Below are 13,171 nucleotides of genomic sequence, written 5' to 3'. Positions count from 1 at the left end.
ATAGAGGCTACTCCATTTCGAAAAGGGCTTTCAGCTCCGTAGCATCCTGCGGATTCATACGGCCAGCCAGGACCAGACGCAGCTGACGTCGACGCAGGGCACTAGCGTACAGGTCTTTCTCCTCGTCGGTTTCAGCCTTCAGCTCAGGTACTTCTATGGGGCGTCCATTCTGATCTACGGCTACGAAGGTATAGAAGGCGCGGTTGGTACTCATACGCCTGCCCGCAGGTATATCCTCCGCCCATACCTCTATGTACACCTCCATGGAAGAATTGAAGGCCCGTGTTACCTTGGCCTTCATGGTTACAATATTCCCCAGCTTTATAGGTTCGGAGAAAGACACGTTATCAACTGAAGCCGTCACGACGATGCGATTGGAGTGTTTCTGGGCCGAGATAGCCGCACAGATATCCATCCAGTGCAGTAGACGACCGCCCATGAGGTTGTTGAGGGTATTGGTATCGTTGGGAAGTACCATCTCGGTCATCGTTACCTCTGACTCGTAGGCAAATTTAGGTTTGAGCATAGTAGCAATAGTAAATTAAAAAAGCGACACCCTATTTTGTGGAAGTTTAGTTACACAATCCTCCACCTCATCTGGATTAATTCCCATACTGCCCATAGTTCTACTCACACACCTGCGGATTTACCTGCCGTAGGGCTATTATATTGTCTGGCAGCATTTTATAGAGAATAATATCTGCCTACCTGCTGCTTATATAACAGGTAGCTGACTGAGGCAGTGCCTATAATCCGGCCAAATGTAGCCAATAAACCATAGCAAGAGCTTACAAAACCTTAACAAATATGATACGGAAGGGTACTAAAGTCCGCTGGAAGTGGGGAAACGGATATGCCGAAGGGAAGATAAAGGAGCTACGTAAAGCGGAGGTAGAAAAAAAGATCAAAGGCACTACCGTAAAACGCAACGGTACCCAAAGCGATCCGGCGGTTCTGATCGAACAGGAGGATGGTACGCAGGTACTCAAGCTAAAAAGTGAAGTAGAACGGGCTGAGTAGCCGATCCACCTGTCACTGCTCCTCTCCTGTCTTGTAACCACCAGACACAAAAAAAAGATCAGAATTAGCTGAATATTAATCTTTTAAGATTTATTTAATTATTCATAACATCTGACTTATACATGTAGTTGACAAAAAGATATATCAGAACCACCTTAACTATATCTTCAGTAGATTACAGGATGTAGTGCCTAATTGCTGTGCGAAAGAAACAAAGTTAAGATTAGCATATACACACCTACAGAAAATTCAGAGTCAATGGCTACAAAACTATTCTCCTATTCAGAACCTGAACTAATAGCCTCACTGCAACGTAATGAGCGGCAAGCGTTTGAATACTTGTACGATCACTATTCGGGATGTCTGTATAGTATAATTTGTAAAATTATACGGGATGAAAATAAGGCAGAAGATGCTATGCAGGAGACATTTCTGAAGATCTGGAAAAATATCAGATCCTACAACAGTGAAAAAGGAAGTCTGTTTACCTGGATGTTGAATATTGCCCGTAACACGGCTATCGATATGTTACGTGTAGATAACAGAAGGGGAAATCAGTTAGACGGACTGGACTCCACTTACGTTCAGATTGCTACCTACCAGCCCCAACCTTACACCTTCGACCTGCGTGACCTGGTAGGTCAGCTACGCCCTGAGCGGAAACTACTGCTGGACATGGTGTATTTTCAGGGGTATACCCATGAAGAAGTTTCGCAGGAGCTCTGTCTGCCGCTGGGTACTATTAAGTCACGCATCCGGACAGCTATACAGGATTTGAGGGGATATTTTGTGGTTCAGTATTAACCGAAGCAGACTATCCTCCAACAGGAAGAGCCGGGGCATGCCCCGGCTCTTCCTGTTGGTAAGCTATGTATTAATAAGTTAATTCACACGTCGGATAGAGCTGGCTCCGGAAGTATTGGAGCGTACCTCCTTGGCATTACCGGCATAGCTGATACTGCTGGCCCCACTGGCGTCGGCCGTGAGTGAAGAGTTGGCCACTACCGATGCCTTACTAGCTCCGGAAGCACCTAGGTTGGCTTCCCGCACCGGAAAGCTGTTTCCCCGGAATACGGAAGCTCCTGATAACTCTCCATTCAGCACTTCGGCTTTACCATTCAGGGTCAGTACTGAAGCCCCTGACAGTTCCAGCTGTACTTTAGGAGCTGTTACATCCATGGTTACTTTGGAAGCGCCGGAAACTTCAATATCCATATTTTTATTACTGTCAAATCCGGTTACGTTGGCTACGCAGGCTCCCGAGAAGTCTACTGCGTCCAGAGAGGGCATGGTGATATTGATATGCACCTGCTCACGACGGTTTTTCCATTTCTCCTGCTTATAGCGGATCATGAGCGTACCGTTTGATACTTTGGCATCCAGATCATCCAGATCCTGCTTTTCACCGGTAGCCGTCACGCTGAATGAACTCCCCTGCTTCACCTGAATGCGGTAGGCACTCCCCATCGAAAGTTTTGAAAAGTTGGAAAGATTGAAGGTACGGGTTTCGTCGGCGGCCATAGCCAGTGCTACCGATGCTATCCATACTACGCAGATTAATAATGCTTTTTTCATGACCAATTAGTTTTGTTTGCTTAATAGATGGCAGAACCTTCGCTAAGGTTGCATGTACCCGCTATTTTTTACTGATATGCTTCAATCTTGCTGGCTCCGGTGGCACTTTTCCGGAGGTTCTGTACTCTTCCCAGTTCCGCTCTGCTCGCACCCGACGCCTCTACATCGGCTGAGTTTATCTGCATACCGGTGGCGTTGAGGCGACAGGCGCCCGACAGATCCGCGTTGAGTTCGTTGGCGCTCCCTTTCAGGATAACTTTAGAGGCACCCGCTACTTCAACATCTACTTTGCTTACCGCTACGTCTATCTCGGTGACCGAAGCCCCTGACACCTCTACATTCAAATTAGTAGTACCTCCCGTAAAGCCCGATACCCTCGTTTTGTTGGCACCTGACAGATCAAGGGTTTTGAGAGCCGGCATGGTAATCACCAGACCAACCCGCTGCGACCGTCCGTTGAAGAGGTTAAAGTTTGAAGGGCGCTCCACATGCAGGACACCATCACGCACAGATACTTTAAGATTGTCAATATCCTCTTCTTCACCATCCGCTCTGACGCTGAACTCTTGCCCCTGACGGATATCCACGGCATAAGCTCCGCCCAGCTCTACACCTTCAAAGTCACGGGCCTCAAACTGCTTGATGTACTTGCCACGCTCACCCAGGCTAACGCTGTTGTCATCGTCATCACTATTGTAGGTATAGCCTTCATCATCACCTCCTCTATCATCCTCGGTCAGCCAGTCGGCAGGCATGTTGAGGCACACCAGTCCTGAGTCACGACGCATTACCCAGCGCAGGGTGCGCCACTGACTTTCAGTATCATCGCGCCACTGAATGTTATACCGGTTGCCCTGAAAGCTCCGGCCGGACAGCTTGCTGTAATAAAAGGAGCGCGTCATAGCGAAGGGGCGATCATACGGGATAAAGAGCGTAGCCGTCATATCCTGCCCCCGAAAGCGACTATTCTCAGCCAGTACCGGCTCTTCGTCGAACAGCAGTACCGTATCACGCAGCGTTACATTGTACTGCAGCTCCGAAGCATTTTTGCGGGCTTCTTCCGTATTACGGCCACGGGCACGCATTTCCTTCTCCAGGCGCAGGCTATCTACTCCTTCGTACCCGGCCAGTACTACGTCCACATCCCAGTTAAAGTCATCATCTTCGTCATTTTCACGCTCATCCAGGGTCAGTACTCCACTGGGTACCCGATAGTATTCGGTCTGGCTGAATTCGCCCCGACGTGAAAAGTTAGCCTGGTATACACCTCCGGTAACGGCCGTGCCTATGATACCTACTACCCACAGGCCTGCCAGGGTCAGCCATACCGTGGGGCTGGCTATGCGGCGATTGGCAATAAGCGTAAGACCCAGCAATAGTACTACTATGAAGGGGATCGTCGTCAGCAAGACCAGGGACAGAACCATGGTACCCGGTACTTCGCGAAGGATCATCATAGGGGGAATATCGCCGAATGGCAGCATATCGCGCATGCCAAAGCCTACCGTGGTGGCGATGATGAGTCCTATCAGTGCACCTACGGCCACCATGACCAGTAGTGACCCGATCAGGATTCGTAGTACAGGCCCCAAGCCTTTCAGGATCTTACCCAGTCCGCTGATCAGGATCGCAATGGCACGAAAGGGAAAAAGCAGCAGTCTGGTCAGGGTACTTTCCTGTCCGGCAGTTTCGTTCAGGTTCAGACCACGTTTGATATTCGTCTCAATGTTGGAGAGCGTAATAGGCTCCCCCTGCATTTCCATCTTTTCAGTAAGCGTCTTGGCAACGGGAGATATTACCCATAGGATAATGTAGAGCAGAAATCCGAAGCCGAAAAGAAATATAGCCAGTACCCACAGAAAACGTACTACTCCCAGGTCCACTCCAAAGTAGGAGGCTACCCCGGCGGCTACCCCACCTACTACCTTACGGTCCGGATCACGGTAGAATTTCTTGATCTGGGCGTCTTCTTCCAGCGTAGCCGAACCCGGAAACGCTACCCACATGGCTATGTATAAGATAACGGCAATACCCGCGAGTGGTCCAAATACTTCTTCCAGATTAAGGGCACCGGCTCCGGCGGGCAACCCAATCACTGCCATCAGAAAGGCTAGTCGTACCCAGAGCGGATCCACGGTGAAATAGTGGGCCAGTCCGGCGGCTACACCACCGATCAGCTTGCGCTTCAGGTCACGGTACAGCTTACGAGGTGCGCTGGCTGTGCCCGTTTGTGTTTCGGTCCGGGGAGCTTCGTAGGAAGTATGAGTCTGCTGATAGCTGCTGTGTCCTTCGGCGGATGCAGCCTGCAGAGGCTCTGACAACAGGTCTTCGGCCTGTTCGATAGCCTCAAAGTCGGCTACGGTACCCATGGCGGCAATGAGCTCGTCCACGTCGGTCAGAGAAATAACCTGCTTGCTTTCGCTCTTTTGTTTGTTCAGAAACCGCTCGGCGATCCGTCCTTCAATATCCGACAGGATTTCCTTGCTGTCGGCGAAGGAAGAGAAGTACTTCTGTATTGAATTCAGGTAATTTCTGAGTTTGTCGTACCCATCCTCTTCAATGTAGAAGATGATACCACTAATATTTATGCTGATAGTCTTTTTCATGATTGAAATGATAATATATCATTAGGAAATCAATAGTCAGGAAGGATTAGGAGAGGAGTTTTCTTGTACTTCGGCGGTACGTTTGATCACCGTGTGCACCGAGTCAGATAGTTCAAGCCAGGTTTCCTGCATAGAGTCCAGAAATTGCTTTCCACTATCAGTCAAGACGTAGTATTTACGTGGCGGTCCCGATGAAGATTCCACCCACTTGTAGTCGAGAAGGCCGGCGTTCTTGAGCCGGGTCAGCAACGGATACAGGGTACCTTCCACCACCATTATGCGGGCCGATGTAAGCTCGTCCAGCATATCGGAGGCATATACCTCTCCGCGCGATATGATGTGCAGAATGCAGAATTCAAGAATTCCTTTGCGCATCTGCACTTGAGCATTTTCGATATTCATATCGTTTTCAAAATGTTAACTTTAAATTTTTTTCATGGCTAATAGATGCTCCGGCACTTAGTAGTCCGGCGGTCAGCATGTCAAAGGCCTTTTGACTTACTGACAATACAAAGGTATGCAAAGGTACTTTGTTATGCAAAGTACTAGGTTAAAATATTTTTAGGTGTGGGATGAACGGAAGAAATTAAAGGATAAATGGCAAATTAGAAGGTGCAGCCATTTTGCTTCTAACACACGAGGGCTTTTTGGAGTCATATATACATTAACTGGAATCTTCTTCAACCTATATGAATCTATCCATCATAGTAGCTATGAGTGAAAACAGGGTCATTGGCTCTGATAACCATTTACCCTGGAGCCTGCCGGACGAATGGGAAAATTTTAAAAAAGTAACGCACGGTAAGCCTTTCCTGATGGGGCGCAAGAGTTTCAATTCGCCGGATGGACTCCACTCATCCTACCGCAACGTGATTCTTAGTACCAAGCCCGACCTGTCGCTGCCCGAAAGCTTTGAACAGGCGCATAGTCTGGAAGAAGCCTTTGACCTGCTGGCAGAGGAGGAGGAAGTATTTGTACTGGGCGGAAGTAATGTGTTTGAAGAGCTGCTGCCACGGGTGGATAAGCTGTATCTTTCTATTATTCATGCCAAGGTAGATGGGGACGCTTTCTTTCCGGAGATCAACTGGGACGATTGGCAACTAATCGACTCGCAGCGACACGAAGCCGACGATCGTCATGCGTACGCTTTCTCCATGAACCAGTACATCAGGAGAAACCCAAAATAGTCAGGCCCAACTATAGCTATGACTAGTATTATCGTATACTTTGGACTATGATGCCACACCTTGTACGCACGTCTCTTTTCATCACCCTACTGCTGTTTGTTACCGCAAGCCTCCTGGCCCAGCCCCGCTACGGTAACGAATGGATCAATCCGCAGCAGACCTACCTGCGTATACCCGTAGTCCAGACCGGCTGGTACCGCCTCTCCCCTGCCGATATAGAGCGGGCGGGCATCTCCCTGGCATCTGTACCGGCCCGCTCGCTGCAGCTGTTCCGTCGTGGCGAGGAAGTAGCTATACAGGTAACCGGCGAAGCCGACGGACGCCTGGATGAGAACGATTTTATTGAATTTTATGGGGAGAAGAACGACGGGGCTCTGGATTCACTCCTCTACGTTACTCCGGCCGCCCAGCCTCACAAACACTACAGCCTCTACTCCGACACCGCAGCCTACTTCCTCACCTGGCGTACAGATGGTATAGCCGGACGCCGTATTGCGAAAGCTACCCCAACTGCTCCACCAGCCCCTACCCTCAACGAGTACCTGTCGAAGGAGCTACATGTAATTAAAGAGAACTATCCCGCCGGACGCCTGTACCCCGAAGGCAGCAGCTACGACGATGGCACGGCCCTTACCCCCTACGACTACGGCGAAGGCTGGACCAGCGCCCTTTTCAAGACCGACACCTGGAAAACCTTCACTCTTCCCGTTACCGATCTTAATCGAGCTTCTTCTCAACAGGTACAGGTAGAAGTACTAATTACCAGCCACACCGCGCACAACCATCTGGCCGAAGTCTGGCTAGGTACCGCTCAGAATCCGGTACGCAAGCTGGGAGAAGCCGTGTGGAAGGAATATGGATCGGTGATCTTTAAGACTACCTTACCAGCCAACGAAGTACCATCTACGGGTTTGGTATTATCGGTAGTCCCGAAGGAAGAGCGGGAGGAGATATCGGTCGGGTACCTGTCCATTCAATACCCACGAGTAGCTCAGTTACCTGCCACTCAGCAGCGGATGGACTTCCCGGCTGAACTGACCAGCACTACGCTTACCGCCAAGGCTTCCGGCTCGCCCCTTTTTGTTGATATTTCTAATCCTGCGCAGCCGCGCCTGCTTACCTCTTCTGCCACCGCAACTGAAGTACAGGTACCATTGGCGGGTAGTAGTACCGTACTGGCAGTCCATCAGTCTCTGACTCCAACGGGCATACAGCGAGCCAATTTTAAAGCGATAGATGCGGCCCGTACAGACTACCTGATCATCTCCCACCCGCTGCTACGCCAGCCCGTATCGGGTACAGGTATACAGGACGCGGTACAGGCCTACGCTGACTACCGGGCTTCGGCCGCCGGTGGTGGGTACCATCCGCTGGTACTTAATGCGCAGCAGGTATTTGACCAGTTCAACTACGGAGAGCCCGGCCCCCACGGTATCCGCCGCCTCATTAGCTGGCTGCACGATAAGGGAAAGCTACAGCATGTGTTTCTGATAGGACAGGCACGCGACCCGCAAACGGCCCGGCACATGGCCAATGCCCGCTCCGTAGACATGGTACCTACGGCTGGATGGCCCGGCTCAGATATAGCGCTTAGTATGGGGTTGAATGGCGCCCCCGCCGATGTACCACTGGTACCCGTTGGCCGACTGCAGGCCTCTACCGGACGTACCGTGTGGGATTATCTGCAAAAAGTAAAGCAGCACGAAGCCCAACCCGCCCTGGCTCCCTGGCGGAAGAATGTCCTGCACCTGAGCGGCGGACGCACCGTACCGGAGCTATCCCGCTTCCGTGGCTATGTAGACCATTTCAAACATACTGTAGATAGCAGCTACCTCGGCCCCATTGTGCAAACGCTATCCAAACAAACAGATGAACCCGTGGAGAAACTGGACCTCCAAAAATACGTCAACGAAGGAGTAGCTCTGATGACGATGTTTGGTCATTCAAGTCTGGATGTGACGGATATTGAGCTGGGTGACCCCACCAATGACGCCCTGGGTTACCGCAACAAAGACCGCTATCCGGCTGTACTGATGAATGGCTGTGCGCTGGGAAACTTCTACTTTGGCCCTACCACGACCAGTACCCGTTGGGTCAATGCTCCCGAACGGGGGGCCGTATTGTTTGTAGCCCATACGCACAATGGCCGCTCCTTCAACCTGATGGCCTACACCAGTACCTTCTATGAGGTACTGGCGGATCCAGTGTACGTCAGTCAGCCGTTTGGTACCATACAACAGGAGGCGATCCGAAGGATGATACATGATGATCAGTCAGAGTTTGCCCGGGCTACTGTACAGCAAATGACGCTACAGGGCGACCCGGCCATCCGGCTGTTCCCGGCCCGGCTCCCAGACTACGCCTGGCGGAATGGTACTCTGGAGGTCAGTAGCCCCAATGGCAGTACTCCCAACGCCATCAGTGATTCCCTACAGGTGCAGGCGGTGGTATCTAACCACGGCCGCTTCAACGATACCCCCTATACCCTGCGAATCAGACGGATCAGGAACAACGCTCCTATCGGTGAATACACCTTTGTTCGCCCGGCCGTAGCTATTTACGATACCCTTACGCTGTACGTCCCCAGACTACAAAATGCCCAGGGAGGTGATGAGCAGTGGGAACTGGTACTAGACCCGCAGAATCGGATCAATGAAGAAGACAAAAGAAACAATCGCCTGACTGCTGATATCTACATAGCCGAAGGAAGAGCCATGCCGCTGCTACCGGCCGCTAATGCTACGATGGGCACGCCTACCATCAACCTAGTCGCTCAGGTACCTTACCAACCTGCCGGTCATAACGTAGTGTTTGAATGGGATACTTCTCCTGCTTTTACGTCTACCTCCTTACAGCGGGATACTGTACGGAGTCGGGAGGTGCAGGCTCTATTACCTATCAGAATAGCCGGTGAAGGCCCCCGAACCATTTACTGGCGGGTGTACATAGCGGGGGAGCAGCCATCGCTTCCCCGTAGTTTTATTTTTAATCCACAGGCACCAGTCTCCTCTGCTCTACCGGAAGGTGTTGCCTACATAAAAAGTACTCCTGCTACTCAGGTACCCGAAGGGGAGACGGTGCAGCCAGAAATCTTTTTTCAGAATGTAACAGAAATGGCTTTCCGGGATTCGCTGGTTGTGGTGGTCCGGCAGCATAGTCCTGCCGGTAGCGAGGAACAACAGTACCCGATCGCTCCTGTCCCCGCCAATACGACAATATCCATCAAGCCTGTAATCAACACCCTGGGCAAAGCCGGGCTGAACCGGGTGCAGGTCCGTTTTAATGAGCTACGCCAGCAAGAGCAGGTCTATTCTAATAACTCCGCCGATGTTCAGTTTACCGTAGTTCCCGATCATACGCCTCCGGTACTGGATGTGCTGGTGGATGGGCGACGTACTACCTCTGGGGAAGCCGTATCGCCTCAACCTGTATTTACCTTACGAGTTCTCGATGAAAATAAGACGCTACTCCGCCGGGATACCTCTAATATCCAGCTATGGCTTCAGGGAGACTGTACTACCTGTGGCTATAAGCGCCTGTGGCTCCGCCAGGCCCAATGGTCCGAGACGCCCACTCAAAACTATACCCTACAGCTAAGGCCGGGCAGTCCGCTACTGCCCGGAAATTACATTCTGCACGCGGAAGCTACTGACCTAACTGGCAACATAGCCGCTCCCTACAGAGTAGCGTTCCGGGTCAGTGATACGACCCGCGTTGTCAGCACTACGGTATCGCCCGTGCCGGCTCTCCTCTGGGTGAAGTTTCAGATTGAACTGGAAGGGTCGCAGGCCCCTGAGCACTGGCGCATCCACATCACAGACGTAGGCGGACGACAGGTAGCGACGCTGGAACAGGAGCCTCACCTGGGACTGAATGAGCTGCTATGGGACGTACAAAACCTCCCGCCGGGGCTGTACCTGTACCGCATGGAAGTAGCCGGATCAGGCTGGGACGAAGTACTAAAAGGGAAGCTCATCAAACAGTAGCGTATGGTAGGACTATCTACGCAGAAAGTACTGCATACCGATCGTTACCTCCTGCCTCTGCTTTGGGTGGGACAGGTAGGTTTGGTGCTGCTACTAGCCTTTTTCAACCCCAACCACTTCACTACTATTGACTCGGGTTATTACCTGACCTCGGCTCAATACTTGCTCGACGGACAGGGGCACGTGTACGAAGAAGGGGGTCAGTTAGTCTGGAATGGTATCTTTCCCATGGGCTACCCGCTAGGCATCGCCGTTGTCGCTTTCCTGACTCAGCTACCGGTGCTATGGGCTTCCAAGCTGGTGAATGTACTCGCGTCGGCTGGGCTGCTCTTCTTTGTACAGCAAAAATGGGGGGTACACAAGGCCCTGCTGATGGGCGCTCTCCTGTTGCTGGGCCCATTCGTCAAACTATGGGCGCACACCTGGTCGGAGCCACTTTTTCTGACACTCCTGTTTTTCTGGGTCTACCATTTCTTCGCTGACAATCGAAGCTTCCCGGTTACGTTAGCACTAGGCCTGGCGTTGATGCTGGTCCGTTACGCTGGATTATTCATAGTACCATTGTCAGCCGGTATGGCCCTCTACTGGCTCTTTACCCATCAGCGCCGACGAGGCTACCAGTCTCTGGCTTTATCACTACTATGGGCACTGGGCTTTGGCGGGTACCTGTGGCTTAACTACCAGCAGTCGGGCCAGTGGTACGGGGGCGACCGGCTATCGGGTAGTGAATCAGTCGGTCAGGTACTCTTACTCTTTGGCAAGGGGCTACTCAACGAACTGTTCCTGCTGCGTGATGCTACGTTTGAGTCGGGTGATGTACTTTTCTGGATGGGAGCGGTGATTCAGGTGGTCCTGGTGGGGCTGATGGCGAAAGAAGTAGCGAAGCAAAAGCATCCTGAACCACGAGATGCTTCCTCACCAGTACACTACTACTGGCTGACGGCTGTGGGCTACCTGGTTTTTCTCTTTGCCCTCCGGCTAGTTAGTCCCTTCGATCCTCCCGGTTACCGGCTGCTTTCGCCTTTTACTTTCTTACTACTATGGGGCTGCATGGTAAATCAATCAAATGAGAATCAATATAAGCTACTGCGCCTGCACTGGTTAGCCCTACTGATTATCATTGCCTCCTGGCTGCACCTGCTCCCCCAAACCGATGTAGCGACAAAGCTGTATAGGGTCTGGGGGGAATGGTAGTAAAGTGTTGAAGTTAATGACAGCAGTTTGGCGCAGGCAGTTTTTTAATTGGTACATGTACTCCTGTTTTAGTTGTCACTATATGCCCGCCTGCTTATAGCTTATGTTATCATCTTTATTGTTCGTTCAGAAGTTTCAGATATTTTATGAAGACTTCCTGATCGTTATGCTCTTTCTCCGCTTCATATTGTCCTAAAAGGTCAGTACTGGAAGATAAAAGCTCTTTCAAAAGATGGGATGATACTGGGGTAATTTGATTTGATTCTTTGTCAATTATATAAATAAACCTAAGCATTGCCAATTTCGCACCTTGAATTGCACCTCCAACAGCGCCAAACATGTGACCAAGCTGAACCTGGTTGTTTAACTGTGCTTTTTGAATCTTAGGTACCATTGAAATCCCACCTTTTATCACCAAAAATTTACCATCGCTAAGAACAGGGGTATACCAGGATTGTATCTTATAATGAATACAGTTGATGTAAAGTGAATCACCATCTGAATAGCCATAATAATCTTTCTTGAGTGACTTTTTAGGGATTGAATTATCCGATTTAGAAAGCCTATAATCGTTTCCTCCATTCATCTTTATATCCCCGTTAGTTCTCCTTTCAACTTCAAGTTCTACTGAGACACTTGGAGACTTTTGTTTTATTTCTTCAAATGACATGTAAGCTCCCGCAGGATATTGGATTCCTTGCCCAAATACAGCTACAGTAGCCAATAGAAGAAATAATGCCATAAAGGTCTTTTTCATAGTACGTTTTTTTGATATTGATAGTAACGGATAGAGGATTAGTGAAGTAGCGGTACTGGACACATTTAACCTCTTAGGCCAATTAGGCCTAAGAGGTTAAATGTGTCTTTTGCAGCGCCCTCCCCATGACTTTTGTAATTTTATAAAACTACATCAACCATATTAAATACAAAAAAAATTTTAGTCCCAGCACTCCATGATGAGCAGGTCGCCCTCCTGGGCCGTGATGCGTACAAAGCCGTCGGCTTCGGCCTCGTTGCTATTGCCGGAGCGGTAGCCAAGGGTAAGTGATTCGTTGTGGAGGTTGTACTTGAGGCCAGTTGTCGAGATGCCGTTAACGTGTCCAACCGGAATCAGTGAAATAGGCGTACCAGCAGTGTACCACTTCTCAAAAGTACCTACCAGCGGAAAGATTTTGGAGTAGTTGTCGAACATCACGAGGCGGATCTGTTCCTTGTAGCGCACCAGGTTGGTCATGTTGGTGATGGCGTGGTCGGCGCGGCGGCCGGTGGCCCACACTACATTAGCCGCCGGAAAGCCCCGGCCGATCAGGTATTCGATAGCTTTTTCCAAGTCGGTTTTGTCCTGATCGGGCGTATGAACTATTTCGAGCGGGTGCTGCCGTTCACGTACCGCCTCGAAGTCGTGACGCTGGTCAAAATCACCCAACCAGGCATCTACCTTGATACCCAGGTCCAGTACCCGGTAGATGGCATGATCCAGCACCAGCACGAAAGGGCTCCATTCCAGCAGTTGTCCCAGTAGCTCTTCACTACAGGCTTCGCCGTTGGCAATGATCAGGGCCGGCTCCTGCTTTTCACGTACAATATGGTGAGAAGACATGGA

11 protein-coding genes are annotated in these 13,171 nt (G+C 50.6%); 5 read left to right on the top strand and 6 right to left on the bottom strand.

The window, feature by feature from the left end; translation table 11 throughout:
• Positions 1–7 precede the first annotated feature (7 nt).
• Positions 8–526, bottom strand: coding sequence for an acyl-CoA thioesterase (locus JUB14_RS05045; protein WP_207504673.1), 519 nt, complete (start codon positions 524–526; stop codon positions 8–10).
• Between the two features lie 281 nt (positions 527–807).
• On the opposite strand from JUB14_RS05045, the gene JUB14_RS05040 reads away from it, so the two are divergent.
• Together JUB14_RS05040 and JUB14_RS05035 are read left to right on the top strand one after the other, a co-directional pair.
• Entirely contained in the window at positions 808–1,020 is a 213-nt protein-coding gene (locus JUB14_RS05040) for a hypervirulence associated TUDOR domain-containing protein (RefSeq protein ID WP_207504671.1), read from the top strand.
• A gap of 258 nt (positions 1,021–1,278) precedes the next feature.
• Positions 1,279–1,824: an RNA polymerase sigma factor gene (locus JUB14_RS05035; RefSeq protein ID WP_207504669.1), complete on the top strand. Its 546-nt coding sequence runs from the start codon at positions 1,279–1,281 to the stop codon at positions 1,822–1,824.
• A gap of 78 nt (positions 1,825–1,902) precedes the next feature.
• Here JUB14_RS05035 and JUB14_RS05030 read toward each other — a convergent pair whose 3' ends face one another.
• The 3 genes from JUB14_RS05030 to JUB14_RS05020 all read right to left on the bottom strand — a co-directional run bounded on the left by JUB14_RS05030 (position 1,903) and on the right by JUB14_RS05020 (position 5,603).
• Positions 1,903–2,595: a head GIN domain-containing protein gene (locus tag JUB14_RS05030; protein ID WP_207504668.1), complete on the bottom strand. Its 693-nt coding sequence runs from the start codon at positions 2,593–2,595 to the stop codon at positions 1,903–1,905.
• A 68-nt stretch (positions 2,596–2,663) separates the two neighbouring features.
• Complete coding sequence (locus JUB14_RS05025; protein WP_207504665.1) at positions 2,664–5,201, bottom strand: PspC domain-containing protein; 2,538 nt, start codon at positions 5,199–5,201, stop codon at positions 2,664–2,666.
• Positions 5,202–5,237: 36 nt separating this feature from the next.
• The gene (locus JUB14_RS05020) at positions 5,238–5,603 is read right to left on the bottom strand and encodes a PadR family transcriptional regulator (RefSeq protein WP_207504663.1); all 366 of its coding nucleotides are present in this window, start codon (positions 5,601–5,603) and stop codon (positions 5,238–5,240) included.
• Between the two features lie 287 nt (positions 5,604–5,890).
• On the opposite strand from JUB14_RS05020, the gene JUB14_RS05015 reads away from it, so the two are divergent.
• Genes JUB14_RS05015 through JUB14_RS05005 form a run of 3 tightly spaced genes read left to right on the top strand, consistent with a single transcriptional unit; the run spans position 5,891 to position 11,568 of the window.
• On the top strand, positions 5,891–6,388 hold the full coding sequence (locus JUB14_RS05015; RefSeq protein WP_207504661.1) for a dihydrofolate reductase: 498 nt from the start codon (positions 5,891–5,893) through the stop codon (positions 6,386–6,388).
• A 47-nt stretch (positions 6,389–6,435) separates the two neighbouring features.
• The gene (gene porU2, locus JUB14_RS05010; protein WP_207504660.1) at positions 6,436–10,374 is read left to right on the top strand and encodes a putative type IX secretion system sortase PorU2; all 3,939 of its coding nucleotides are present in this window, start codon (positions 6,436–6,438) and stop codon (positions 10,372–10,374) included.
• A gap of 3 nt (positions 10,375–10,377) precedes the next feature.
• Positions 10,378–11,568, top strand: coding sequence for a hypothetical protein (locus tag JUB14_RS05005; protein WP_207504658.1), 1,191 nt, complete (start codon positions 10,378–10,380; stop codon positions 11,566–11,568).
• A 115-nt stretch (positions 11,569–11,683) separates the two neighbouring features.
• On the opposite strand, the gene JUB14_RS05000 is transcribed toward JUB14_RS05005, so the two are convergent.
• On the bottom strand, positions 11,684–12,325 hold the full coding sequence (locus tag JUB14_RS05000) for a DUF6563 family protein (protein ID WP_207504657.1): 642 nt from the start codon (positions 12,323–12,325) through the stop codon (positions 11,684–11,686).
• 180 nt (positions 12,326–12,505) lie between these two features.
• Positions 12,506–13,168, bottom strand: a complete 663-nt coding sequence (locus JUB14_RS04995) for a thiamine diphosphokinase (RefSeq protein WP_207504656.1) — start codon at positions 13,166–13,168, stop codon at positions 12,506–12,508.
• Between the last annotated feature and the right edge of the window lie 3 nt (positions 13,169–13,171).

The organism is Telluribacter humicola, from assembly GCF_017355935.1.
In the GTDB taxonomy this organism is placed as follows: Bacteria; Bacteroidota; Bacteroidia; order Cytophagales; family Spirosomataceae; genus Telluribacter; species Telluribacter humicola.
This window is presented reverse-complemented; position numbering and strand designations above follow the sequence as displayed.

Excerpts from the sequence above, each read along its gene's own strand:
- JUB14_RS05045 (WP_207504673.1), bottom strand. The coding sequence starts at position 526 with ATGCTCAAACCTAAATTTGCCTACGAGTCAGAGGTAACGATGACCGAG.
- JUB14_RS05040 (WP_207504671.1), top strand. The coding sequence starts at position 808 with ATGATACGGAAGGGTACTAAAGTCCGCTGGAAGTGGGGAAACGGATAT.
- JUB14_RS05035 (WP_207504669.1), top strand. The coding sequence starts at position 1,279 with ATGGCTACAAAACTATTCTCCTATTCAGAACCTGAACTAATAGCCTCA.
- JUB14_RS05030 (WP_207504668.1), bottom strand. The coding sequence starts at position 2,595 with ATGAAAAAAGCATTATTAATCTGCGTAGTATGGATAGCATCGGTAGCA.
- JUB14_RS05025 (WP_207504665.1), bottom strand. The coding sequence starts at position 5,201 with ATGAAAAAGACTATCAGCATAAATATTAGTGGTATCATCTTCTACATT.
- JUB14_RS05020 (WP_207504663.1), bottom strand. The coding sequence starts at position 5,603 with ATGAATATCGAAAATGCTCAAGTGCAGATGCGCAAAGGAATTCTTGAA.
- JUB14_RS05015 (WP_207504661.1), top strand. The coding sequence starts at position 5,891 with ATGAATCTATCCATCATAGTAGCTATGAGTGAAAACAGGGTCATTGGC.
- porU2 (WP_207504660.1), top strand. The coding sequence starts at position 6,436 with ATGATGCCACACCTTGTACGCACGTCTCTTTTCATCACCCTACTGCTG.
- JUB14_RS05005 (WP_207504658.1), top strand. The coding sequence starts at position 10,378 with ATGGTAGGACTATCTACGCAGAAAGTACTGCATACCGATCGTTACCTC.
- JUB14_RS05000 (WP_207504657.1), bottom strand. The coding sequence starts at position 12,325 with ATGAAAAAGACCTTTATGGCATTATTTCTTCTATTGGCTACTGTAGCT.
- JUB14_RS04995 (WP_207504656.1), bottom strand. The coding sequence starts at position 13,168 with ATGTCTTCTCACCATATTGTACGTGAAAAGCAGGAGCCGGCCCTGATC.